24 protein-coding genes are annotated in these 26,961 nt (G+C 33.5%); 2 read left to right on the forward strand and 22 right to left on the reverse strand.

Features of this window, described 5'->3' with window-relative positions:
- Nucleotides 1–69: 69 nt before the first annotated feature.
- The 11 genes from glpK to BKP45_RS01230 all read right to left on the reverse strand — a co-directional run bounded on the left by glpK (nt 70) and on the right by BKP45_RS01230 (nt 12,405).
- Entirely contained in the window at nt 70–1,569 is a 1,500-nt protein-coding gene (gene glpK / locus BKP45_RS01180; RefSeq protein ID WP_071388032.1) for a glycerol kinase GlpK, read from the reverse strand.
- A gap of 87 nt (nt 1,570–1,656) precedes the next feature.
- Nucleotides 1,657–2,481 carry an MIP/aquaporin family protein gene (locus tag BKP45_RS01185; protein ID WP_071388033.1) on the reverse strand — a complete coding sequence of 275 codons (825 nt, stop codon included), beginning with the start codon at nt 2,479–2,481 and terminating at the stop codon, nt 1,657–1,659.
- 405 nt (nt 2,482–2,886) lie between these two features.
- Nucleotides 2,887–3,438 (reverse strand): glycerol-3-phosphate responsive antiterminator, encoded by a 552-nt coding sequence (locus tag BKP45_RS01190; RefSeq protein ID WP_071389002.1) that lies wholly within the window; start codon nt 3,436–3,438, stop codon nt 2,887–2,889.
- Between the two features lie 55 nt (nt 3,439–3,493).
- Entirely contained in the window at nt 3,494–3,919 is a 426-nt protein-coding gene (locus BKP45_RS01195; RefSeq protein ID WP_071388034.1) for a hypothetical protein, read from the reverse strand.
- Nucleotides 3,920–4,022: 103 nt separating this feature from the next.
- Nucleotides 4,023–5,561 (reverse strand): bifunctional GNAT family N-acetyltransferase/carbon-nitrogen hydrolase family protein, encoded by a 1,539-nt coding sequence (locus tag BKP45_RS01200; protein ID WP_071388035.1) that lies wholly within the window; start codon nt 5,559–5,561, stop codon nt 4,023–4,025.
- A 179-nt stretch (nt 5,562–5,740) separates the two neighbouring features.
- Nucleotides 5,741–6,205, reverse strand: a complete 465-nt coding sequence (locus tag BKP45_RS01205; protein ID WP_071388036.1) for a chemotaxis protein CheX — start codon at nt 6,203–6,205, stop codon at nt 5,741–5,743.
- Between the two features lie 91 nt (nt 6,206–6,296).
- Nucleotides 6,297–6,989, reverse strand: a complete 693-nt coding sequence (locus BKP45_RS01210) for a DUF2225 domain-containing protein (RefSeq protein ID WP_071388037.1) — start codon at nt 6,987–6,989, stop codon at nt 6,297–6,299.
- Nucleotides 6,990–7,705: 716 nt separating this feature from the next.
- Nucleotides 7,706–8,668 (reverse strand): ABC transporter permease, encoded by a 963-nt coding sequence (locus tag BKP45_RS01215; protein WP_071388038.1) that lies wholly within the window; start codon nt 8,666–8,668, stop codon nt 7,706–7,708.
- A complete protein-coding gene (locus BKP45_RS01220) occupies nt 8,669–9,727 on the reverse strand; it encodes an ABC transporter permease (RefSeq protein ID WP_407639578.1) in 1,059 nt (352 codons plus the stop codon).
- The gene (locus BKP45_RS01225) at nt 9,727–11,256 is read right to left on the reverse strand and encodes an ABC transporter ATP-binding protein (protein ID WP_071388039.1); all 1,530 of its coding nucleotides are present in this window, start codon (nt 11,254–11,256) and stop codon (nt 9,727–9,729) included. Before BKP45_RS01225 ends, BKP45_RS01220 begins: the two co-directional genes overlap by 1 nt.
- Nucleotides 11,257–11,355: 99 nt before the next feature.
- Nucleotides 11,356–12,405, reverse strand: coding sequence for a BMP family lipoprotein (locus BKP45_RS01230; RefSeq protein ID WP_071388040.1), 1,050 nt, complete (start codon nt 12,403–12,405; stop codon nt 11,356–11,358).
- Between the two features lie 367 nt (nt 12,406–12,772).
- On the opposite strand from BKP45_RS01230, the gene BKP45_RS01235 reads away from it, so the two are divergent.
- Nucleotides 12,773–15,202, forward strand: coding sequence for a glycogen/starch/alpha-glucan phosphorylase (locus BKP45_RS01235; protein ID WP_071388041.1), 2,430 nt, complete (start codon nt 12,773–12,775; stop codon nt 15,200–15,202).
- 165 nt (nt 15,203–15,367) lie between these two features.
- Here the strand turns inward: BKP45_RS01235 and BKP45_RS01240 are convergent, their stop codons facing one another.
- The gene (locus BKP45_RS01240; RefSeq protein ID WP_071388042.1) at nt 15,368–15,625 is read right to left on the reverse strand and encodes a hypothetical protein; all 258 of its coding nucleotides are present in this window, start codon (nt 15,623–15,625) and stop codon (nt 15,368–15,370) included.
- Nucleotides 15,626–16,452: 827 nt separating this feature from the next.
- On the opposite strand from BKP45_RS01240, the gene BKP45_RS01250 reads away from it, so the two are divergent.
- On the forward strand, nt 16,453–17,166 hold the full coding sequence (locus BKP45_RS01250) for a class I SAM-dependent methyltransferase (RefSeq protein ID WP_071388044.1): 714 nt from the start codon (nt 16,453–16,455) through the stop codon (nt 17,164–17,166).
- 287 nt (nt 17,167–17,453) lie between these two features.
- Here the strand turns inward: BKP45_RS01250 and BKP45_RS01255 are convergent, their stop codons facing one another.
- The 10 genes from BKP45_RS01255 to BKP45_RS01300 form a co-directional block, all read right to left on the reverse strand.
- Nucleotides 17,454–17,642: a hypothetical protein gene (locus BKP45_RS01255; RefSeq protein WP_071388045.1), complete on the reverse strand. Its 189-nt coding sequence runs from the start codon at nt 17,640–17,642 to the stop codon at nt 17,454–17,456.
- Nucleotides 17,643–17,862: 220 nt separating this feature from the next.
- Nucleotides 17,863–18,639 (reverse strand): inositol monophosphatase family protein, encoded by a 777-nt coding sequence (locus BKP45_RS01260; protein ID WP_071388046.1) that lies wholly within the window; start codon nt 18,637–18,639, stop codon nt 17,863–17,865.
- 496 nt (nt 18,640–19,135) lie between these two features.
- Entirely contained in the window at nt 19,136–19,657 is a 522-nt protein-coding gene (locus BKP45_RS01265; RefSeq protein ID WP_071388047.1) for a DUF3189 family protein, read from the reverse strand.
- Nucleotides 19,658–19,723: 66 nt separating this feature from the next.
- Nucleotides 19,724–20,206, reverse strand: coding sequence for a YqeG family HAD IIIA-type phosphatase (locus BKP45_RS01270; RefSeq protein WP_071388048.1), 483 nt, complete (start codon nt 20,204–20,206; stop codon nt 19,724–19,726).
- A 227-nt stretch (nt 20,207–20,433) separates the two neighbouring features.
- On the reverse strand, nt 20,434–21,426 hold the full coding sequence (locus tag BKP45_RS01275) for an HD-GYP domain-containing protein (protein WP_071388049.1): 993 nt from the start codon (nt 21,424–21,426) through the stop codon (nt 20,434–20,436).
- Nucleotides 21,427–21,447: 21 nt separating this feature from the next.
- The gene (locus BKP45_RS01280; protein WP_071388050.1) at nt 21,448–21,810 is read right to left on the reverse strand and encodes a response regulator; all 363 of its coding nucleotides are present in this window, start codon (nt 21,808–21,810) and stop codon (nt 21,448–21,450) included.
- Between the two features lie 543 nt (nt 21,811–22,353).
- Nucleotides 22,354–23,793, reverse strand: a complete 1,440-nt coding sequence (locus BKP45_RS01285; RefSeq protein ID WP_071388051.1) for an ammonia-forming cytochrome c nitrite reductase subunit c552 — start codon at nt 23,791–23,793, stop codon at nt 22,354–22,356.
- 28 nt (nt 23,794–23,821) lie between these two features.
- The gene (locus tag BKP45_RS01290; protein ID WP_071388052.1) at nt 23,822–24,325 is read right to left on the reverse strand and encodes a cytochrome c3 family protein; all 504 of its coding nucleotides are present in this window, start codon (nt 24,323–24,325) and stop codon (nt 23,822–23,824) included.
- A 271-nt stretch (nt 24,326–24,596) separates the two neighbouring features.
- Entirely contained in the window at nt 24,597–25,607 is a 1,011-nt protein-coding gene (locus BKP45_RS01295; RefSeq protein ID WP_084787509.1) for an FUSC family protein, read from the reverse strand.
- Nucleotides 25,608–25,686: 79 nt separating this feature from the next.
- Nucleotides 25,687–26,955 carry an ATP-binding protein gene (locus tag BKP45_RS01300; RefSeq protein WP_071388053.1) on the reverse strand — a complete coding sequence of 423 codons (1,269 nt, stop codon included), beginning with the start codon at nt 26,953–26,955 and terminating at the stop codon, nt 25,687–25,689.
- Nucleotides 26,956–26,961: the final 6 nt, after the last annotated feature.

Raw genomic sequence — 26,961 nt, forward strand, 5'->3', positions numbered from 1 at the left:
TCTCTCCTATTCTCCGACCGATCTATTAACTTAATTTTATCCTATCATTTTTTGAACATTTTGTGAATACTATTTTAATTTAAAAGTTGTCGTTGCTTCGACTGCTTTCTTCCAACCTTGATAAAGCTGTTCTTGTACTTTCTTTTCCATATTTGTTTCAAAGGTTTGATCTACTTTCCATTGATTTGCTATTTCATTACGATCTTCCCAAAATTCCACAGCTAAGCCAGCTAAATACGCAGCACCAAGAGCTGTTGTTTCATTAATAATTGGACGTTCAACAGGTACTCCTAAAATATCAGATTGAAATTGCATTAAGAAATTATTTGCTACTGCTCCACCATCAACCCGTAGAGTTTTTAATTGAATACCAGAATCAGCTTCCATAGCCATTAAGACGTCTTTTGTTTGATACGCGAGTGACTCTAAAGTTGCACGAATAAGGTGCTCCTTTTCTGTTCCACGAGTTAAACCAAAAATAGCACCACGAACTTCACTATCCCAATAAGGTGTTCCTAGCCCAACAAATGCGGGAACCATGTAAACGCCATCCGTTGAGGCCACACTCATAGCATACTTTTCACTTTCTGATGCAGATTTTATCATTCTTAACCCATCACGTAGCCATTGTATTGCCGACCCAGCTACGAAAATACTTCCTTCTAAAGCATACTCTACCTTTCCATCAATCCCCCAAGCTAAAGTAGTAAGTAAACCATGCTCAGATTTAACTGCATTTTCTCCAGTATTCATTAACATAAAGCATCCGGTTCCGTATGTGTTTTTGGCCATACCTTCTTCAAAGCAAGCCTGACCAAATAAAGCCGCTTGCTGATCGCCTGCTACTCCAGCAATTGGAACGCTCTCTCCAAAAAAGTGATAATCAACTGTATAACCATAAATTTCTGAAGAAGGACGTACCTCTGGTAACATTGACTTAGGTACTGTCAACATTTCTAGTAATTCGTCATCCCACTGTAAATTATATATATTATACATTAACGTACGAGAAGCATTCGAATAATCCGTCACATGAGTTTTTCCACCGGAAAGTTTCCAGATTAACCATGTATCAATAGTTCCAAATAACAATTCACCGTTTTCAGCTTTTTCCCTAACACCCTCGACATTATCCAAAATCCACTTCACTTTTGTTCCAGAAAAATAAGCATCAATTAAAAGACCTGTTTTATCCCTTACAATTTCACTATATCCTTGAGCTTTTAATTCTGTACAAATATCTACTGTTTGACGAGATTGCCAAACAATTGCATTATAAACAGGATGACCAGTCTCTTTTTCCCAGACAACAGCCGTTTCCCTTTGGTTAGTAATCCCAATACCTGCAATTTCAATTGGTTTTATTTCAGTTTTTGATAAAAGTTCAGCAATAACGCTCAATATTGATCCCCAAATCTCATTAGCGTTATGTTCAACCCACCCTGGATTAGGAAAGATTTGGGTGAATTCCTTTTGTGCAGATGCAACAATTTCGCCTGCTTTATTAAATAGAATAGCCCTTGAACTAGTTGTACCTTGGTCTAATGATAAAATATATTTTTTCTCCATTGAAATTCCCCCTAATATTATAATATTGAATAGTTATGATTAATAACATATAATTAGTTTTAAATACCTTATGTTATGCCTTGTGGTCTATGCTACAAGGTTCTTTTTTTCAACATCTTTTACTAAGGCTTTGTTTGCAGCTATCGATCCTATCATGACTATTAAAAATGCACCTAAGAAAATCCAAATCGAAGAATGTATAATCCCCCTAAAAGCTGCCTCGTAAAACAACGCCCCTAATCCACCACCAATAATCGGTCCAACTACCGGGATCCACGCATATTTCCAATCAGATCGACCTTTTCCTACAATCGGTAATACAAAATGAGCAATACGTGGTCCAAGATCACGAGCAGGATTGATTGCATAACCAGTTGTTCCACCTAAGGATAAACCGATTACAACAATTAAGAAACCTACGATTAATGGATTTAAACCTTCTGTAAATTGATTAGCCCCTATTGCTAATATTCCAAGAACTAAAATAAATGTCCCAAATATTTCACTAAAAAGATTTGCTGGTGTATGACGAATAGCAGGACCAGTTGAAAAAACAGCTAACTTTGCCCCTTGATCTTCTGTTTCCTTCCAATGAGGATAGTAATGTAACCATACTAATGTAGCTCCGATAAAAGCCCCAATCATTTGTGCAGCAATATAACTAGGTACTTGTGACCAAGCAAACTCACCAATTAAGGAAAGTCCAATTGTTACAGCTGGATTTAAGTGAGCTCCACTAATACCACCTACTGCATAAATTGCTGTGGCGACCCCAAGTCCCCACCCCATTGTAATAACAATCCAACCTGAATTTTCTGATTTTGATCCTTTCAACACAACACCAGCTACAACTCCACCACCAAAAATAATCAAAATCATTGTCCCTATTACTTCACCTAAAAATGTCGACATAAATCATCCCCCTTTAATTTTATTTTTATAGTAAAACTTCGGCTTAAAAAAATAGCTTGTAAAAACCAAAGTTTAACTTTTGACACAAAGTTCAAAATCCGCATCGAGGTATGCGATTTTTCACTAAATATTAATACTTTCCTAATTCACAACAAAAAAAGAGACCAAAAACACCCTATCTAGTAATTTACTAAATAAGCAATTGTTTTGATCTCCATATCTCCGTCACAAAATATTAACTTATTTATATTAAACCACCAGGTGAAAACGCTGTCAATATCTTTTTGAAATTTCTTTGAAGTTTAAACAGCTACAAATTACTAGAAAAGTTATATCAAAACAAAAAAGTAAAATAAACAGACAAAAACCCTAATGTTGTTATCCTAACAACATTAGGGTTTTTGTCTAAAAATCCTTCCATAATTCTTTCCTTGAAGTCGTACAAGCTATTGCCCCTGCTTCAATCGCCTCGTTGATTTCTCGCTTTTCCCTAATTAGCCCACCTGCAACGATAGGAATACCTGTTTTTTTATAAACTTCATTAATAATATGTGGCATCACACCAGGTAATACTTCAATAAAGTCAGGTTTTGTAGTTTCTAGCAACTTATAACTTGACTCTAATGCAATTGAATCTAATAAAAATAAACGTTGAACTGATATCAGACCATGCTTCTTTGCAGTTAGTACAACATTTTTCCTTGTAGAAATTAATCCTGTTGGTTTGATATCTTGACATAAAAATTGAGCAGCATATTCATCGTTTCGTAACCCTTGAACTAAATCTGCATGTAATAGGAGCTTTTTCCCTTTCCCCTTTGCTAATTGTACTAAACTTTTGAGTTGACCGATGTGACTATTTAACAAAACAATATACGTTAAGTTACTATTGACCATTTGTTCTAAGTCTCGTAAGTTATGAGCTGCAGGTAATATTTTCTGTCCATTAAAATCCACACTAACACCGCCAATTCCCTTAGTTATGATATTAGCTATCATACTAAAAAGATTACTACCTAGCTACAATTAATGAGAGATTTTTTTTGTATTGGTGGTTTCCTACCTTCACTTCAATTTCAGCATCCCATTTACCCCAATGTAAAAATTGAACTTCCGTTTCATAAAGTCCACTATCAATATAGTTAAGATTTTGTTTTAAAGGTTCAGTTACATTATTAACATCACTTAAGTGGATAGCTACTGCAGCCTTTTCTATAGGCCCTTCCTTTTTATCGTAAACTAGCACTTGAAGCGTAGACCCGTTCCCTACCACTATTGGTGAAACTAATGCATGTAGCTCTATTTGAAGTTCCTCTATTGGCTCAATGTTACTGTAGGTAAAAATAGAAGTTATCAAAATCACATAAAAAAATAATGCAATAATCAAAATGGATAAAAAAAGTTTTTTTTCCTTTAATTGTTCATTAAAAATTTCCATATTATTCAACCCCTTGTCGTTATGACTAGGATGAACGGAAATTCCACTAATTAAACGTGATAATTATATTTTACAAAAGCTCGCCGTTTGGCGAGCTTTTGTATTATTTCTTATAATTAATTTCGTAAATATCCTTTCTTCGATCTTTTAATTGTGTAACATTCCCCGACTTTCGATGTCTCCGTAAGATTTCTAAATCAACATCACCAACGATAACCGTTTCAATATTTGTCGGACACTCACCTTCAATTCCATCTCTAGGAAATGTAAAATCAGATGGTGTAAAAATTGCTGATTGTGCATACTGAATATCCATATTTTCTGCCTCTGATAGATTACCTACAGTTCCTGAAATGACTGTATACACTTGATTTTCAATAGCTCTTGCTTGAGCACAATATTTTACTCGTAAAAACCCTTGTCGTTCATCTGTACAAAAAGGGGTAAAAATAATATTAGCACCCTTGTCTGTAGCAATTCGGGCTAATTCTGGAAACTCAATATCATAACAAATTTGGATCGCGATTTTTCCACAATCTGTGTCAAAAACCTTCACTTCATCTCCGCCAGTTATCCCCCAGTACTTTCTTTCATTTGGAGTAACATGTAGTTTGTATTGTTTTTCAATTGTACCGTCACGTCTAAATAAATACGCAATATTATAGATTTTTCCTTCTTCCTCAACAAAGTGTGAACCACCAATGATATTTACGTTATATTTTACAGCAAGACCATTAAATAGTGATATGTATTCTTCTGTAAATTCTGTAAGCCTTCTTATCGACTGACTCGGTGATTTTTCCTCTATAAAAGATAAAAGCTGTGTTGTAAAGATTTCTGGAAAAACTGCAAAGTCCGACTGATAACTCGAGCTTACGTCTACATAGAATTCGCATTGTTGTGCAAAATCATCAAAGGAATCTATTTTTTTCATGCTATATTGGATGACACAAATTCTAACAGGAAATGAAGTTTTAAAGTGGCGCTTTGAATTAATAGGTTGGTAATCTACGTTATTCCATTCCATTAATGTTGCATATTTCATGGATGCATTATCATCAGCTAAATAATTTTTATTTACTCGCTTTAATGTAAAACCATTCATAATTTGAAATGTTAAAACAGGATCATAAATATTGTGATGGATCACTTCTTCTACATATTGCCTAGGGGTATATTGGTTAGCGTATTCGTAATATTTAGGAATTCTGCCTCCAATAATAATACTTTTTAAATTTAAATTCCTTACCAAATCTTTTCTAGCCTCATACAACCTTCTACCAATTTTCATTCTTCGGAATTCTGGATGAACCATGATCTCCATTCCATATAAATTATAACCTTCCGGGTCATGGTTAGTTATGTACCCATTATCAGTTATCTCATCCCATGTATGTTGATCATCATATTCATCAAAATTAACAATTAAACTAGAAGAAGATCCAATAATTTTCCCGTCATACTCAACACAAAATTGTCCTTCTGGAAAAATTTCTATATGACTTTCTAATTGCTCAATTTTCCAAGGTTCCATATTCGGAAAACATTGTTTCTGTAGTTGAAGTATTTCCTGAAAGTCATTTTTTGCTATATTTCTCAACTCAATTTTCTTTTCGTATTTTGAAACATCAATTTCTTTCATTTTCAGAACTCCTTTTCAACTATTTAACTTAGTTCTTACTAATAATTTAAACATAAATAGAATATCTATCCAATTGATCTGCTTTTTCTAATAAATACCCCACACTTTTCAAGTACGATTGATCAAAACACAAAAAGACCACAGTTTTTTTACTGTAGCCTTAAATAATGTATATATGATTATTGCCCTTCTTCTTTAACTGAAATATGAACATCTAACAAACCAATTTGAGTTTGTAAAGGGACAGTGATAAACAATTTACTCGAACGGTACTTTGATGTACCCTCGTTTATTATAGGCGGTGTTACATCAATTATTACGTCTTCTTTAGATAGTTCAGTTGCTGTAGTTCCAGCTACCCAATTACCAAACTCTTGAATGGCACTCCATGCCATATCATCTAACTCGTCGATAGTCATTCCACCCATCATAACACCGACAATGTTTTTTGCAGTTTGGACATCCAACGAACAAATGATTTGTCCATTTAATTGACCATTAATTCCTAAAATAACTGATACTTGGTTAGAAGAGACCTCTGAATTCTGAACTCTTGGTTTAAGCGGTTTAACCTCTACTCCAAAGTGATTTACAAAAATAGATTCAGTAGCACGACAAATTGCATTAACATGTTTTGCGTTCATATTCTTCCCCTTTACATAATCACCACTATTCAAAAGCAGCAAAAACTTTATTAACTATTTCTACCTGTTATCATTCATATAGGAAATACTTTTATATAACTTTATCATTTTCTCGGATTAAATACCATTGTTCTCTAGCCATTTCTACTAATTTACTTTCCATAGAGCGGTTTTTATGGTTGATTACTTTTGAAAAAAACTTAACCGCTCCGTCTCGATCACCAATTTGTCTACTTAATTCCCCAATTAGATAAAACAAACGCATCTCTGTCATTTGTGTTCCACTATAGTCGGAATTTGCGTAGGAATTTTTATAATTCTCTAAAGAAAGTTTTAAAAATCGATGTTCTTGCTCCTTAATTTTTATTATTCGGTATAACCAAGCTAACCTTAAACTTATTCCAGCTAAGACTACGCTCGTTTCTTGTTTAATTGAACCCGATAGGATTGCTAACTTATATGTATCAATCACTTGCTGAATTGTACGCTCACTTCCAAAATCTCTTTCCTTCCATTTGTTCGTAATCTTACTTTTAATACTATCAATAATAGTAGGTGAAAAGGAATTCGAGAATGTATCTGCAAATGCATAACCACACTTTTTACAAACACTAACCTCATAAAATACGGGATTTAGTTCTTCATCTTTATATTTAGTAAAAAAATCAGCTTCAATTTTTTCTACTCTTATAAATCTAGATCGAACTTTTGTGGTCGTATAAGTAAAAGAACAGACTGGACACTTAACAGTTTTATCATAAAATGGTCTTAGTTTTTCTGACATAATAAATCACCCTCAACAATTTCTAGATTAAAAACCTAAGTTACCAACTATAGACTCAGTAGAAACTCATGACGAAAGTATCAGTTCCCCTTACACTAACCATTGTAACTTGTTTTTTACCACAAATCATAAGAAAATAGTACTAATCTTATCTAACTACACGAGAAATATCAAAACTTAAGGGTCATAGCCCCCCACCTCTAAGCGTAGCGTAGGTGGGAACTTCCACTCAGGTGGAGTTGAGACTCCATCTGAATTTCCGATGTTCTAGCGAAGCTAGAACGAGTTCTCTTCACCTAGAGTTAGGAATGTATACTATAAACTACAAGTGATATGTTTAGGAATTCCTAATGCACCAAATACAAGCCACAATAAAGCTGAACTTCAATCAGTTGGGGGTTTTCCTTCATCCCCCACTGATTGTTAGTTCAACTTATACCACGGGCATAAGAATAACTAATCATCAGCTTCACTGATGAAAGTTATTCTATATCGGACCTTTAGGGGCAGTTTATCCCCCACCTAAACTTCTCGATTTTCTTACGTTTTGAGGTGGGGGTCTTACTTGCCCCTTAAGAGTGGGATAAACTCTACATTTTGAAATTTATTAATATAAAAAAAGGCGTTTAATACTGCAGTCCAGTTTAAACGCCTTCTTCTATATTAATTTTATTTAGTTAACTAAATCACTTTATATAAAAGACAGTTGCCTTCTATTATCTACTTCCTTTTTCGTATGGTTTCCCAATAGCTCTTGGAGCTTCCGCTTTACCTACAAAACCTGTTAATGCTAAAATTGTCAGAACGTATGGTGCAATTAATAAATAAACTTGAGGTACATTTTGAAGAAATGGAATCGTTTGTCCTGTAATACTTAAAGATTGAGCTAATCCGAAAAATAAGGCAGCTCCCATTACTCCTAACGGATGCCATTTCCCAAAAATTAATGCTGCTAATGCCATAAACCCTTGTCCTGCAATCGTATTTCCTGCAAAATTACCAGCTGTCGTTAAGGCAAAGACCGCTCCACCCATTCCGGCAAAAGCTCCACTTAACAATACTCCAATGTATCTCATTCGATTAACCGCAATCCCCATAGTATCTGCTGCTGTAGGATGCTCACCTACTGAACGAAGACGTAAACCAAACGGTGTATAAAAAATGATATACCAAACGATAATAGCGGCTGCTATTGCAATAAATGAAGTAAAATAAACTCTTTGAAATAATAGCGGTCCAATAAAAGGAATTTCTTGTAATAACGGAATATTTTCTCTTGAAATTCGATGGGTAACATAATCGGTTTGCCCTTTACCATAAATATTTCTTACTAAGAACACTGTTAAGCCAACCGCTAAAAAGTTTAATGCTACACCACTTACAATTTGATCTGCTTTAAAAGTAATAGATGCAACTGCGTGAAAGAGCGAAAATACCGCACCTACAATTACGGCAGCTACTAGTGATAACCATGGAGACCAGGCACCGAAGCCTAAACCTTCAAAATAGAGAGTAGCAACGATTCCAGTAAAAGCTCCGACCACCATTAGTCCTTCTAACCCAATGTTAACAACACCTGAACGTTCACTAAATAGACCACCTATAGCAGTAAAAATGAGCGGTGCTGCTAAAAATATTGTTGCCGGTACGACTAATGCTAATATATCCATGAAACTCATTTATTTTCCCTCCTTTTGGAGTCGGTTAATAACGAGTCGAATTAAATAGCTAGACGCTACAAAAAAGATAATTAACGCGATCACAATATCAACTAGCTCTGGTGGTATTCCTGCTTGTGATTGCATATTCGGAGCCCCTACTTTTAAAGAACCAAATAAAGCCGCAGCTAATAACACACCAATTGATGTATTAGCACCTAGTAAAGCAACTGCTATACCATCAAAACCGACTCCAGTAAATCCAGCAAGTATAGACATATATCCGTAAGTTCCTAATCCTTCCATCGCACCTGCCACTCCTGCAAATCCACCTGAGATAACCATAGCTAAAATAATGTTTCCATTTACATTCATACCAGCATAATGTGATGCATGCTTATTATATCCTACCGCTCGAAGTTCATAGCCCAATGTCGTCTTCCATAATAAAAACCACAGAACTAAACATGCGAATATAGCAATAAAAAATCCATAATGTAACCTTGAAAAATCAGTTAACGATTGTAAAAATGGCGATGCCAATGAAGCTGTTGCATGAATCCGATCAGTTCTCTCACCAGGTACTAATAAATAAGTACGAATAATGTAGTTACTAACAAATAGTGCAACGTAATTCATCATAATAGTGACAATAACTTCATGAACGTAAAAACGTGCTTTCAAAAAACCAGGAACTAATCCCCAGATTGCTCCCGCTAATGCACCCGCTCCTATGGCTAAAGGCAAATGAATGATCATTGGTGCATCTACCAAAATCCCTACTGAGACACTAGCAAGCCACCCAACAATTAATTGACCTTCTACTCCAATATTAAATAAACCTGTACGAAAGGCAAATGCGACAGCTAGACCTGCTAAAATAAGAGGTGTCATCATTCTTAGCATTTCACCAAAATAATAAATATCTCCAAAAACACCATCTAATAGGGCCCAGTATCCAATAAAGGGGTTTTGACCAATAAACAACATAATAATAGCACCAACAAGAACACCTAATAATACAGAAATTAGTGGTACTAAGAAACTAGTTATTTTACCACGGTTCAACCATTTATGAATCACTTTGCCTCACCTACTCTCTTACTTTCCCCACCGGCCATTAATAAACCTAACTCTTTTTCATCTGTTTCTTTTGGATCAACAATTGCCACTATTTTTCCTTCGTAAATAACTGCGATACGATCACTAACATTCAAAACCTCATCTAACTCTAATGAAACTAAAAGTACCGCCCTTCCTTTGTCTCGTTCTTCAATAAGTTTACGATGAATAAACTCAATAGCACCAACATCGAGACCACGTGTAGGTTGTGCAGCTATAAGTAGCTCAGGAGATCTGTCAACCTCCCTTGCAATAATCGCTTTTTGCTGGTTCCCACCAGATAAAGCGCGAGCAAGAGTATGTTCACTAGGGGTACGTACATCATATTCTTCAATTAATTTTCGAGACTTTTCAAATACAACTGGAAAATTTATCACCTTATTTTTCGAATACGGTTCTTGATAATATGTTTGTAAAACAATATTTTCTGCAATAGAAAAGTCTAAAACAAGACCGTGCTTATGACGATCTTGGGGAATATGACCAATACCTGCTTCTGTAACTTTCCTCGTTTTTAACTTCGTTAAATCTTTTCCATTTAATGTGATTGTTCCATTGTTAATTTTCCGTAAGCCAGTAATAGCTTCGATTAATTCAGTTTGTCCATTTCCATCTACACCAGCAATCCCTAAAATCTCTCCAGATTTCACTTCTAAATTTAATCCGTTCACTACTGAGACTTTTCGGACATCTTGAACAACTAAATCGTTAATTTCTAATACATTGTGCTTAGGTTCCGCTTTCTTTCTGTCAACTTTAAAATTCACTTCACGACCTACCATCATTGCAGCTAGAGCATCTGGGTTCGTTTCTTTTACTTCTACCGTACCTATACCAACTCCACGTCTTATAACTGTACAACGATCACATACAGACATAATTTCCTTTAATTTATGTGTAATAAGAATGATTGACTTTCCTTCTTTTACTAATGCTTTCATAATTTGAATAAGTTCATGAATCTCTTGTGGTGTTAGAGCGGCAGTTGGCTCATCAAAAATTAATATTTCCGCACCACGATATAATGTTTTTATAATTTCAACTCTCTGTTGCATACCTACAGATATATCTTCAATCTTTGCTTTTGGATCAACACTTAAACCATATTTTTCGGAAAGCTCTCTGATCTCTTTTTCTGCTTTTCTTATATCAATTCTTCCCGCTTTTGTCGGTTCGCTACCTAATATAATATTTTCAGCGACAGTAAAGTTCTCAACGAGCATAAAATGTTGATGAACCATTCCGATTCCGAGTCGATTAGCAACATTAGGATCGGTAATATTAACCTTTTCTCCCCTTACTTTTATTTCGCCTTTATCAGGTTGGTATAGGCCAAACAAAATGTTCATTAAAGTTGACTTTCCTGCTCCATTCTCTCCAAGAAGTGCATGAATTTCACCCTGTCTTAGCTGAATGGTTATATTATCATTTGCAACAATACCAGGAAACTCCTTCCTGATATTATTCATTTCAATCACGTTATTCAAAGTAAACACTCCTAACGTATGTTGCATACTTCGTTTGCTACCTCATTAGCTTAAGCTTTAACAAAGGCTAGTTAAAAACTAGCCTTTGTAATTTAAATACTATAGGTTTTCAATAAAATCCTCGTACTCTTCAGTATTCATTGGGACATCTACTTCACCATCTAGAATTTTCTGTTTCCACTCTTCAACAGCTTGTAGACTTTCCTCGTCAACGTTTTCAGTTGTTGGTGCTATACCAACACCTTCCTCCTCAAGACCAAATTCTACAATTTGTCCACCAGGATATTCACCATTCATCGTTCTTTCTGATACAAAGTAAACTGCCTGGTCAACACGTTTAACCATCGAGGTTAATGTAACGTTTTCTGGTAAACCTTCATCATGTTGGTCTTTATCAACACCAATAGCCCATACGTCTTCTCCAGCTCGTTTACGCTCTTTAGCTTCCGTAAACAATCCATTACCAGTTCCACCTGCTGCATGATAAATAATATCAGCACCTTGAGCATATATTGTATCAGCTATTGCCTGTCCACGACTTGCATCATTAAATGATTCAGCATATTGAACAATAATTTCAGCATCAGGATTTACCGCTTTTACCCCTGCTTTAAAACCACTTTCAAATTTCTTAATTAAAAATCCATCAACTCCACCTAAGAAGCCGACTTTGTTCGTTTTTGTTTGCAACCCTGCTATAACACCTACAAGGAAAGAACCTTCATGCTCTTTAAATGTAATGTTAGCTACATTTTCCATTAGATTCCCATCATCACCTTCAACAACCATGTCAACAATTGCTAACCTTGCATCTTGTTGTTGTTCTGCAACAGCTTTTACATCGTCACCCATTAAGAAACCAATCGCAAATACAAGATCATTCCCTTCACGAACTAAGCGGTTCAAGTTTGGCTGATAATCAGCAGCATCACCAGATTGTAAATATCCAACTTCTACACCAAATTCACTTTCAAATTTTTGTAAGCCCTCCCATGCAGACTCATTAAACGACTTATCATCAACTCCTCCAACATCAGTTACCATTTTCACAGAAAAGTCCGCTGGTTCAGCCCCCTGTCCGCAAGCTGTTAATAGAGTACCTACAGCTAAGGTAAGTGACATTATAATTGAAAACTTTCTTTTCTTCATCTTCCTTCCCCCTTCATGTTTTGTTAGAAATTAAGTATCATGCTTACATTATCCATTTCGTCAAAATTTTAAACAAAAAAGATTACCACTTCTATCGTATGACGTCAGACCTATTTAAACAAAATTATGTATGTCCCATCATCCCATAAGCAAATACATTAATCAGCAATAATATATCATTTATTTTCATTTATTAAAAGTTAAACGTTGCAATTTTTGTCAGAAAAACACGTTTTTTTATTATTCATAGTTTATTAATAAAATTATTGTAGTTTTACTTCTGTTTTTTCAGTATCAACATATTTATAAAACGGAGCATGTATTGTAAAAAATCGTATAAAAGTTGAATTGATTAAGGAGTGGAACTATGTTTATATCAAAAAATGAATTTAAGCAAGCATTTAAATGTAGACTTGAAACTAAATTTGGGAAAACAATTAACGAAGCAACAATTAACGATGTATACAAAACACTTGGCCAGTTAGTACGAGAGCATGTATCAAAAAACTGGATAGATACCACTCACTATTATCAAGAAAATAAAGAAAAGCAAGTCTATTATTTTTCAATGGAATTTTTAATGGGAAGACTAATGCAAACGAACATAGATAACGCTGGTCTTACCAATATTATTAAAGAAAGTTTAGAGGAGCTTGGTTTTAATTTAGATGAAGTGTTTGAACAAGAGCATGACGCCGGTCTAGGGAATGGCGGATTAGGAAGACTTGCTGCTTGTTTCCTTGATTCACTTGCTTCTCTTAATCTTCCAGGTCATGGGTGTGGTATCCGTTATAAATATGGACTTTTTGAACAAAAAATTATTAATGGATATCAAGCAGAATTACCAGACTACTGGCTACAAGAGGATTATGTTTGGGAAGTGCGTAGACCAGATCGATCAATGGAAGTTAAATTTGGCGGGTATGTTGAGATGAAGGAAGTCGATCATAAACTAGAATTTATTCAAAAAAATTATGATACCGTATTGGCCGTCCCTTACGATGTTCCTGTTGTAGGTTATCAAAACCCAACGGTAAATACGTTACGGTTATGGAGTGCAGAATCAACTAAAAATGATTTTAACTTTTTTACTTCAAACAGAAGTGACTATTATCATTTCTTAGATTACAAACGTTCAATTGAAGATATTTCTGGTTTCCTTTATCCTGATGATTCAACATATGATGGTAAGATATTACGATTGAAACAACAATATTTTCTTGTATCAGCAGGAATGCAAAGCATCCTTAAACAATTCAAAGGTAAGTATACTGAAAACATCTTTGATATCCCTGAGAAAATAGCTATTCATATTAACGATACACATCCAGTATTAATTATTCCCGAATTAATGAGAATTCTTTTAGATGAGGAAGGTTTAAGCTGGGAAGAGGCATGGGATATTACCCAACGAACTATTTCTTTTACAAATCATACAACATTAAGTGAAGCTCTTGAAAAATGGCCGCTCGAAATGGTAAAGCAATTATTACCTAGAATTTATATGATCATTGAAGAAATAAACGAACGTTATTGCAGGGAGCTTTGGAATCAATATCCTTATGAGTGGGATAGAATTTCTAAAATGGCTATTATCGGAAACAATGAAATTCGAATGGCTCACCTAGCTATTGTTGCATCATATTCCGTTAATGGTGTAGCAAAAATTCACACAGAAATTCTAAAGAAAAAAGAAATGAAGGACTTTTACCATCTCTATCCACACAAGTTCAATAATAAAACAAATGGCATAACTCATAGACGTTGGTTACTCAACATTAATCCAGAGCTTGCATCACTAATTACTGAAACTATTGGTTCTAGATGGATCGCTCATCCAAAAGAACTTACTAGCTTAATAAAATATGCAAAGGATTTAGGGTTTCAAGAAAGAGTTGCACAAGTTAAACGTAACAACAAAGAAAAACTAGCCAAAATAATAAAAGAAAAAAATAATATTTCAATTAATGTTGACTCAATTTTTGATGTTCAAGTGAAACGTCTACACGCCTATAAAAGGCAGCTCTTAAATATTTTTCATGTCATCCATTTGTATCACGTATTATGCGAAAATCCAAATCTGGACGTTACCCCTCGAACTTTTATTTTCGGCGGGAAAGCAGCACCTGGTTACCATTTCGCCAAAAAAATTATTAAACTAATAAATTCTGTGGCAACGGTCGTGAATAATGACACTAGAGTACAAGACAAATTGAAAGTTGTATTTATTGAAAATTATAGTGTTTCCATGGCAGAAAAAATCATGCCAGCTGCTGATGTAAGTGAACAAATCTCAACGGCCAGTAAAGAAGCTTCAGGTACTGGTAATATGAAGTTTATGATGAACGGAGCTATCACTTTAGGAACGCTAGATGGAGCAAATATCGAGATTAATGATTTTGTGGGGAAAGATAACATTTTTATCTTTGGATTGAAAGCGGATGAGGTTTTACAATTATATACACAGAACTCATACAAAGCACGCGATATATATAATAATGATTACCGAGTAAAAAATGTTTTAGATGAACTGATGAGTCATAAACTTCCAGGTGGTGAAAGTGAGTTTAGAGATATTTATTATTCTATTCTCACTAATAATGATGAATATTTCGTATTAAAAGATTTTGACTCCTATGCAGAAGCTCACGAACTAATTGACCAAACCTATAGGGATCAACAAAAATGGCTTTCTATGAGTATTACTAATATTGCTCATTCTGGTAAATTTTCAAGCGATCGAACTATTCAAGAATACGCTACAGATATATGGGGAATAAGACCGCGGTTACTTTGATAAGAAAATCTTCATGTATCTACTCAAAGAAGTAGTTTCATTAATTAATCAGTAGCTTGAATGAGATGAGAGGACCTTCTAAATGTCAGACCTTTCTAACCAAGGTAAAAACCAGGCTTATAATAAGCCTGGTTTTTTATATGATATTTACATTCTATTTTTTTCTTATGATAAGATCATTGCCTCTGATTTTGAGCAAAAATCAAGTTTTTTGCCTTCAAAGTGCCATAGATCATTTTCGTTAATAAAAAATTTAACCCCGTTCATTTCGAAAATGTGAGCTTCTTGTTCTAACTCACCTTTCTCTACCCCTAAAAAGAAACCTTCTGCACCACGAACAAATAAACGAATTGCCTCATTGTTTTGTAAATCAAATTCATTTTTATAAAAATTTGCTGCTGATTGACTGATTTCAAATACCATTAGAAGTTCCCCCTCAAATTTTCCGAATTTGTGAATTAATTCACATTTACTTATAAAAAAATTACTAACTCCATTTGTTCTCTCTGTTTGTGAAGTGTTTCACTTAACTTACAAGACTACTTTACTATTGTTATTAAAATATTGCAAGATACTTCACAAAGGATACAAACTTTTACTAATATTTTCTTTTTTTAGCATTTAACTTAAAATCATGCTAATTTATCGCTTTTAAACATATATATTATTACTTACAACTTTTGTAGGAAACCTTTATTGAAAGGGGTAAATAATGAAAAAGTCTTTCAAACTCCCACTCATTTGGAAAATAATTACCTATTCCTGTTGGATAAATTTAAAACTAAGATGGTACACATTTTGGAAAAATTGGCACCATGTTAAATTCTATTATTATAACTCTTCCAGACACTTACTAAAAACACGAAAATATCATAGAAGATTTAGAAAAGCTTGGCATCAAGTAGAATTGTGGAATCAAGAGAAAATTTAATATATGCTTTTAATCAAAATAATTCTTCTCAACGCAAGTTCCAAATGAATTGATTACAAGCAAAAATGTGTTTACCTCTACTTGTTATACTTTGCAATACTTCCTCAACAATGTTTCATGACTCTTTTTTAGAAAGTTATTTTATGTAGGTACAGTTTTTAGAAATATGAGAATTAGGTTTAAATGATCAAACTAGCAGTAGCAAAAGCAAGGAATCCTTCGAGGTAGAAAATTATTTATTTCTCTTTAAAAATAACCTTGCTTTATGGTTATAATAAAGAAAGGTTTTCTTACCAATTAAAGAAGTAAGGTGATAAATATGAGCTTTTATGAGAAATTAAGTCAATATTACGATATTATTTTTCCTTTAAATCAGAAGTCAGTTGATTTCATCAATGAAAGAGTTAACAAAGGGTCTATTCTAGATTTAGGCGCTGGAACCGGTAATCATGCTTTAGCTCTTGCCAAATTGGGTCATAAAGTTACTGCGACAGACTTAGATAAATACATGATAGACAAAGTCATTGAAAAAGCGGTCGCAAATGATATTGCTATAGAAGCTATACAATTACCGATGGAGCAAATAGAACTCCTAAACGGTAGATCGTTTTCAACAATTATTTGTTTAGGGAACTCACTTGTTCACCTAAAAGATTTTGATGAAGTTATACAAGTCATCAACAATACTTATCTCCTCTTGCCGAAAAACGGGAAACTATTTATTCAAATCGTCAATTATGACCGAGTTTTACACGACGGAGTTACTGAACTACCAATTATTAAACGTGATGAAGAGGAACTAACTTTTAAACGTACATATAAACACCATGACAATAAAATTATCTTTCAAGGGTTATTAACTGTTGGTAAACAGACATTTAAAAATGAAGTCTCTTTATTGCCAATAACTAGTGATCAGCTTGAGATAATTTTGAAAAAAGCTGGATTTACATCAATATTAAAATATGGTTCCTATAAAGCAGAGGTATTTTCTCTTCATTCACCTGCTATCATTATTGAAGCTACTAAATAAGAAGATATCCATGCGTTTAACACGCACAAACCAGCATGAAAGTATATTACTTTCAAAGAAAGCGCAAGCGCCTTGGTTACGAATAGCTGCTTCGTAGTTAAGCTTCCTCGAAGCAGTGTTTTGTGCGAGGAGTAATCGTAGGAACAATTGTTTTTCGTGCGTAATTAAAGTCCGTTGCATGTCTGAAGTGACCGAACTCGTAGGTGCTGAAGCTAAACACCTTCAGATATAGGAACCTATCCGCATGTAATATAATTTTATAGCTTCCTAAACAATAGAGAAAATTCTTAATTCATTTCGCATAAATTAAGAATAACAGTATAATTATAACGATCTAATTTAACCACTTGATGTACTATAATATGTTGTTTTTTATGTTGTTTTTTTTCTTCACTTAAAATATCAAGTAATTCTTTACCTAAATCTTCATTATCCAGTAATGTAACATCATAAATTATTTGATCCACTATTAACATAGTAAAGTTCCTCCTTAAGTTTGCTCATACATTCTTACTTTTAATGTATACGTAATTCTTATCTAAAACTTGAGGAAGAACTTTCGACTAATTTTTAATAATGTGTACTATTCTACCATACGTTAGTCCAAACGAATGAAAGCGTTTTTAATATTTGTTTCAGCATAAGAAATTATGATAATCTCCCCGTAATATTAATTTAATAAAACAAACTAACAACCTATCTTTTTATTTCTATGAGCTGATTTAGTGCATCAAATATTGATTCATTCCCAACAAGGACAAAAATGCCTTTATCCTGCTCTTCTCTTCTAACAAAACCACCAGCTTCTTTCACGATTAGAAGGCCTGCTTCAATATCCCATGAGTTTAGCTTTATTTCCCAGTAACCATCGAACCTTCCAGCTGCAACTTGACAAAGATCTATCGCTGCGCTTCCAGTTTGACGAATACCTGCTACTTTAGTTATAACATTGTTAAAGTTATCCAAATTATTTTTAGGATCTGATGCTCTGTCATAAGGAAAACCAGTTGCTACCATTGCCAAGGGTAATCTCTTTATTTTTGAAACTTGTATATTTTCACCATTTAATTTTGCACCAAACCCTTTCATTGCTTCGTACATTTCACCAAGCATTGGAATATAAACTACTCCTAGCACCGTTTCATCATTATATTTAACCGCTATTGAAATTGAAAATAAAGGAAATCCATGTGCAAAATTAGTTGAACCATCAATAGGATCTATAACCCACTCATAATTATCCTCACCATGATGAAATCCGCTTTCTTCTGATATAATTCGATGCTTTGGATATACACTATTTATTTTTCCGATTAAGAATTTTTCGGTCCAAACATCTACCTCTGTCACAATATCAATTTCTGCTGATTTATATTGCAAATTCATAGGTTGATTAAAACGACAGATCTGTTCTTCGCCTGCTTCAATAGCCCAAGCCTTTATATCAGCTAACATTCGCTCCCATTCTCTCATGTTACTCCCTCCAGGCAAACTTTTAAAAATAAACATATATAATTATTATATATGACAGATATAAGAAATTTATATAGAAAGTTAATATTTTTCACAGAAAAGGGAATATTTCACATTCTAAAAATGGAACTCATGTATAAGAAAAGCACAAGCGACATCACATACGATAGTCTTAAAATAGTATAGATTTCCTCGAATCATAACACTAATGAAGCCTTCCAGAGATGTATTTTATATGGTAATTGAAATACATCGCATGAGTGAAGCGTTACGTTCAAGCTCGTAGGCACTTTCTTAATCGGACATATATACTTTTTTCTTTATACAAAAAACGCACCTCCAATTGTTTAGTTAGTGTCCAACAATTGAGGTGCAGTTGAAATTCCATACTTTTTTTGCTATTTAATTATAATAGCAACGTTGAAATTATATAGTCAGTTTAGCTTTTATCACTTTATCTAAATTACTATGTAATGAATAAGTTAACGGTTTCGAGTTAGAACAGCTTATTAACTTCAAAATTTTTATTTTCTAATATTTCTATTTGTTTTTCAGATGTTTTGGCAGTCTTTTTTGTAAACTCAACTAATGAAATGATATTATGGTAAGTTTGCTGTGCCCCTTTTATTAGGAGAGGCACTCCAATAAAATCAATATGTAGCCGTCTTGAAAATAGCCCTCCAAACGTCATCGCAATCGGTACAGTAGGAGAAGCATTGGAAAAAATAACTTTATCAGTTGATTGTGATCCTTCATTTAGTATTAATCCTAAGTCTTTTAATGCAGGAATAAGCAACTTCGATCTACTCCGACCAATAGTGTATACTTTATTACCTTCTTCATCTCTACCATGCAAAATAATTCTTCCCATATCTTTTGGAGTTAGTTTATTAAAAATATCTATATTCAAAATTTCCTCTTTTGTTGGCTGACGATCCTGAGGTAGTTTTTTTAAATGGTATGCTGCCGCTAAGGCAGATGAATGCGTACCAGCATAACAATTATAAATATAAATCATTTCCAACATCCTTATAATCTTTTTTAGATGATTAAAATGAAATGCATCATTAATAATAGTTTTCCTTTACCATCGTTTTTTTATACTTGCCTCTAATCCTCGTTTCCAGCGTACAGTCCAAGGTTCATGTTCTTCTCCTAAGGGTTTTACTAGTACAGTCTTCATTCCTAAACGTTTACCACATAATACATCAGTAAACAATTGATCCCCTAAAAAAATACTATTACTACTTTTCACACTAATTTCATGCATTATTTTCCTAATCGTACTTATCGTCGGTTTTTTACATCTTCCATAACCTATAATCTTGAAAGGTTTTGTAAAACGATCTACTCTTCCTTGACTATTATTTGATACTACGACAAGTTTTATCCCGTTGTTTTCTAACTTTTCATGCCACTTCGTAAAATCATGGTCTCCTAACTGATCATGTGCAGCTAACGTACTATCTAGGTCAGAAAATATTGTTGTAACATTATCTTTTTTCAACAATTCTATTGTTATATCTGTAAAATGATCAAATTCGTAATCCGGCTTAAAAAATTTCATAAATATCATACCTTCCTCGTTTTCTAAAGAAATATACTATTTTATATTATTTAAAGTTCTAACATTATTTATGTACGTTAATGAATTTCATCATCGATTATTCTCACTAAGAAACTATGTCTATGCGGCTCAGTTTCGTATGTACTGTAGCGGGAAAACCCTCTAACTTTAGAAAGTTAACCCTTCACAAAAGAAAGGAGAGGTTTTAGCCTCCCCTCCCTTTTCGTTTAGTTTTCACTTAAGTCATTATACACCTTTTCAATAAAAAGAGTCGACTGTTCACTTAGATCAATTTCTTCACTAATGCCTTCTACTTTTATAATTGGTCGATGGAGATGACTATCAATCCTTATTACAATCCCACATAACCCGTTATTTAAACGAATATGGGTACCAGGTGGATAACTAATTATTCCATTTGTAAAACTAAGGACAATATGATAACTATATTTTTTTTCTACTAATGACATAATTTTTTCAATAGCTTCATGAGGTTGGTACCCTTCTTTAGAAATCATATTTTCATAGTCATTAGCAACCATACAAACCTGAGCTAAATCAATAATTTGCTTAATCTTAATTCCTCTAGGAAAACCAGAACCCTCATAAGTTTCATGATGTTGATAAGCAACATGAGCGGCTAACAAGCTAACCTCTGGATTTGATTTTAATAATTGAAATCCTTTTTCCGGATGTTCTAGTGCTTCAGTTGTTACCATTTTTCCAATATCGTGAAGCAGTGTCCCAAGCCCAAGAGTACTCAATTGTAACTGATTTAAATTTAATTTTTTAGCTATTTGTAAAGAAATTAGCGTAACATTAACTACGTGAGCGTAAAGCGCTAACGCTTCATCAATTGTAGATGTCGGAATTAATATAATTGCTCGTCGTTGTGAAACTTCGTTAATAAGCTTTTTCACTGTATTTTGAAGTTCAGTAATAGATAGCTTTTGACCATTCTTTGCTTGTTGGTATACCTGTTCTACCATCGTAATAGCATCAATCCAAGTTGGCATATCAATCATTTCGTCTAAAGTTATTCCTACCGATATTGCATCTTCAATTATTAAACTTCTTATACCGATCTCTTTTAATTTCTCCATATATTTTGGATGAATTGTAGATCCACTTGCTAATAAAATTCTTTTTCTGTAATCGTATATAGGTTCTGCAAGCAGCATTGTTTTTTTGTCATACTCTTGAATGTTTATCATCCGCATACAGCAAACTCCTTAAAACATTTATCTTGTTAATACTTTACCAATAGATTCATTAATCCGTTCAGCATTAAACGGTTTAACAATAAAATCAGCTGCTCCCGATTGAATCGCTTCAATAACCATTCCTTGTTGTCCCATAGCCGAACACATGACAACTTTAGCATTAGGGTCTATCTTCTTTATCTCCTTCAATGCTTCGATTCCGTCCATTTCAGGCATTGTTATATCCATTGTTACTAACTCTGGTTGGGAACTTTTATAAGTTTCAATAGCCTCTAAACCATTAGCAGCCTCACCAACAACTTCATGCCCCGCTGCTGTCATAATATTTTTCAATGTCATTCTCATAAAAGCTGCATCATCTACAATTAAAATCTTTGCCATTATATTCCCTCCAAATTAAATTAGATGCTTTTAAATTCACTAAAAATGTTGTAATTAATGAATTTCATNATACACAAATCACACAACTAAGATCTATATCTAATTCAAACGATGAAACGATGCGTTTTTAACCAAATACAGTTTAATGTCGCTTAATTAAAGAAATCATGAAATTCACCAAATAGACTTTATTACATTTACAGTTTCTTTCTATTACAAACATTTGTAAACTACTAAAAAATAAAAGTTTAAGAATTATGTATAAATAGCCAAACCACTGTAATAAATATGACTACTTTCATTCATCTACCATAGTTCTATATTCCTTATATAAACTCTCAAATTAATATTTATTTAGTGATAAAGAACCATGCAGTATAACACTCGACTATGTCTAGTTTACTAACTATCAAATATCATTTCAATCATTTTCCTACAAATACAATATATTTTTCCACATTATTTATACATACCGTTCGAGAAAGTATTAAAAAAGTAGCATTATGACAAGGCGATGTCAAAATGCTACCTTATTTTCCTTATTTAATTCTGTTTAGGAAAGAATTCATTCGTTGCATGAATATGCTTTTGGAACGGATCTTCTTCATTTAAAACAGTTTCTTTCACTTTAGAGATTTCAGTACGTAATTCATCAAGATCTACATTTAGCTTTAATAATTCTTCTGTCGCTAACTTTAGAACATTGTTAGCTGCATCTGATGCCATTCTTAGCGTATCCATCCCACCTTGAGGATTGTGAAAACCATCAGAGTTTTCGGCTGCAATTATATCTGTATACCATTGTGCTTCTCTAACAAAATTTTGAGCTTCACTAATCCTGTCTTCTGGTGCACCTGCTGTAATCATTCTATTTACATAATAATGAGCTTCAACGGTCAAATCTTGGGCTTCATGTACCGCGTTTAAATGACGCTCTTGAATTTCACCTACTCTATCACGGATATATTTTTCCGTCTTATCTGAGTGACAAGTTCGACACGATTGTTGGATCGTCTCTAAAGGTGATACCCAATAATGGGATGATATCTTTCTTCTATCATCTCTTCTTTCAAACGGCATATGACAATCCGAACAAGAAACCCCTGCTCTACCATGGGAACCATAGCTCCATAACTCATATTCAGGATGTTGAGCTTTTAGTATAGGAGAACCTGATACTGCGTGAATATAGTCATAATTAAAGCCTTCTTCTATAGCAATCGTTTGAAAATAATCATACATATCTTCTGGTCGATTTCCTAAGTCCCATGGGAACCTAACCTTTTGTAATTCAGGTTCAAAATAATATTCAACATGACATTGAGCACAGACATATGTACGCATTTCATTTCTAGTAGCTTCTGTTACATCAATACCTTGACGAGCCAAAGCATTTGTTAAAGATGGTCGAGTAATTCTTAACTCCATTGTCACTGGATTATGACAATCTGAGCATCCTATTGATACATGTCCATATTCACCAAGCTCTTCTGATGCCCCAACAGAAGCGAGTTCTTCCATTCGGGGTAATATCTCGCCTCTGAAATTCGCCGCCCAATAATCATCACCAAATTCTTGTAATAGAGGTGTAACTGTTGAACTTTTACAGGTCATACATGACCCGATTGAACGTTCACCAATCCTAGCAATAGAAATTACATCCTCAACTGCGTATGTGTGTCCCCTCGTTGTATTATATTCTTGTTCAAAAGGAAAGCCGGCAAACAATATCGGTAAATAAGGTTCATATTCAGGAATGAATTTTGAAACTGGAGGCCTACCAATTCCCATATTACGTAAGAAACTTTCATAATGTACTGGAAAAGCATCTTTAAATGCCGTATTTAAATATTCATTTGGCGATAGATCTGTTAATGGCTCTGTTTCGTCTACCGTTAAATCATCTGGACCCAAACATGCCTGTAGAATTATTAAGGTAAGAACTATCATTAGTAGCTTAAACACTAGTCCAAATTTTCTCATAAGGGATCACCCTTTCTTTATTAAAAGTTTATTTTGCTGCATCAATATTTAGTTTTAAATGCCAATCAGGAGATTTAAATATTCCTAATCCGTGAGGTACTTGACGGTGACAGTCAGTACAAGTTCCTTTAGAATCATGTGCCACATTTTCTATCGTATAGGAATGACAAGAAATGCAATTATTATTGATCACATCAACTGAATTTTCAGTTGCGTGTAGTACATCAGGTATCTTACTCGCCCCAATTGTGTTCATATAAATATGCCCTAACCCTGCCTTTGCTTTGAAAACCATCTTTTCCACTATACTATCTGTAGGTGCGTGGCAATCATTACAGTCAAGCCGTGCATGAGGAGAATTTGTGAAAGCTTCATAAACAGTATCCATAACGTGGCAACTTGAACAGAACTCTCCTGTATCAGTTGCTTTAATCGCCGTTACTGATCCTGCATACACAACTACGCCAATTAATACCCCTAATAATACAAATAATAGCGCTTTATTATTCATTTCTTTAAACCGTTTAATCATCTTACACCTCCCATATTGACAAAAGATTATAAGATTATATATTTCCTATTTCACATACTTTTACACATTTATCCCAACTTTTATCTAAGTTTATGTGTGAAGAATCAAAAAATCAGCTTGCATCATTCACAAGCTGATTTTTCATTCCGACATTTTTTTATTAATTTTTCAATTTAATAAATTTCATCATTCATTAAACACGTCAAAGCTGAACTTCAATCAGTGAGGACCTTCATCTCGACTGATTGTTAGTTTACTTATTAATAAATTATTAATAAGCGTTTATTTGATAAAGTTCTTCCAATGAATCATGTATGGATAGTAACTCAAAATAAACAATCCTTTTTGTAGTGAAATGATGGAAAAATTGTGAAGACTTCGATAATTGGTTTGCTTCATATCTTAATTGAAAGTCTAATTCACCGATCAACTTATAGTGATCTTCTGGAATAGAATTTGAGGGATTCTCTAAAATTAATTGTATTGATTGAACGCTTTTTATAATAACTTCTTTTTCTTTCATAGTAAAATGCCCCGGCTCATTTACGTATTGTAAATTCCCAATATGTAATGCTATTTTTTGCATGATGGTATTCATTTTTTTTAGCTTATAAAAGTTACGGTATTCGCTAATTTTTATTTTATGATATTTCCATTCACGCTCTTGAAAAGATAATAATTCACTTACCTTTTCTGTTGTATTTCTAAACTTCAAATAAGTAGGATTAATCGCTCTTTTAGGATTTGATTCAATAATGCCTTGCATAGTTTTGCTGAGTACTTCGCTAGCTAATAAAAAGGTAGCTTTAAGCTTCTCATTTATGAGTGGAGTGAACTTCGGAGGCAATATTAAAAAATTAACTAACGTTGATACAGTAATACCGATAGTTGTCGTTCCTAATCTAGATAAAAAGGTTAAAATAAAGTGTCCATTAATATCAGGTACCATAGCAACTGCGGTTAACGTAGCAACAAGGATACCATCATTTAATTTTAGTTTTTGGCACAAGAATATTGTGAAAACAGCAGCTAGTGTATATGATAAAACCGTTTCTCCCCATAAAGCAACAAATATTACTGCAAATGCTGCCCCGATTGCCGATGCCGGAAAACGGATAACTCCTTTTCTAATTGAATCAAAAGCTGTTGGTTCAATTGTTACAATTGCCGCAATTACTGCAAACTCTGCAGGTAAATTCAGCTGTAAACAAATAAAAGCAGTGATAAAAACTGCTATACCTGTTTTAATTATCCTTCTCCCTATAAATTTTCCAGTTTTCATTTTTCTCACCTTCAAATAACTTTACACTTGAATTTTAATAGCTTCCCAGTTAAATCGGGAAGCTTTTCCTAAAAATGTGCTACGAATTAGAAAGAGATTTAGCATTCTTTATTGGTAAAACAACTTCAACCTTCGTTCCTACCCCTTCTTCACTAGTAAAATAGATCTCCCCATCGTGTTGGTGGACTATTTTATGGCTTACAGTTAAACCTAGGCCTGTACCTTTTTCTTTCGAGGAATAAAAAGGTTCTCCTAATCTTTCGAGAAACTGCTCAGAAATTCCAATACCTTTATCTTCAACATTAATAATAACATGATCTTGATCTTTTACTAATGTAACTAAAACTTCACCTTTTTCATCAGAAGCTTCTAAAGCATTTTTAACTAGATTAATAAATAATTGTTTGAGTTGGTTTTTTTCACAATCAATCCACACATTTTCTAACTGCTTAACTTTAATACTTACATTATTCATATTTGCCTGTGGCTCTAATAAAGATACTACATCTGTTAGAACTTCTTTTATATTATAAGTTGAAAAGTGAATCTTTTGCGGCTTAGCTAAAAGTAATAATTCCCCAACAATATGATCAATTCTATTTAGTTCCTTAATCATAATATCGTAGTATGTTCCATTTTTATTATCATTCTCTTGAAGTAATTGTACAAATCCTTTAATTGAAGTTAATGGATTTCTAATTTCATGTCCAACACTTGCTGCTAGTTCACCTACAATAGATAGTTTTTCACTTTTTCTTATTTGTTCTTCCGCTTGTTTCCTATCAGTGATATCACGCCCGATAACTACTAGTGCTTTCCTACTTCCATCATTATAAAATAACGGAACCTTTATCATTTCAAAATACTTATGAGTACCATCAGGAACTGGAAGCAATTCTTCACAACGAGTAATTTTTTTGTTTTTCCATGCTTCTTCATCTAATTTTTCATTATTTATTAAAGCTTCACGATAAAAATCAGTATAAGAGGCAAGTTCAGAATCTTTTTTTCCACGATAATCAACGTCTTCTAATTGAAACAGCTTTAATCCAAAGTTATTTGCTTCTAACCAACGACCTTCACCATCTTTAAAATTAACAAAGTCTACCATAGAGTTAATTAAAGTTGATAGCTTTTCTTCTTGTTCCTTGGAAGAATTTAATTCCTCTATTTTCCCAAGAATTAAATAAAAAACAGATCCTGTTAAAACAACATAGAGGATTCCTTTCATTCTTTGGAAAATCATAAACAAATCGGTAGGTGCATAAACTTGAACTAAAAAATCTGTAATCATTATCCATAAAACACCAAAAACGATATATATCAAGAAAATATTTCTTTTATTCATAAGTAA

It is taken from the genome of Anaerobacillus alkalidiazotrophicus, from assembly GCF_001866055.1.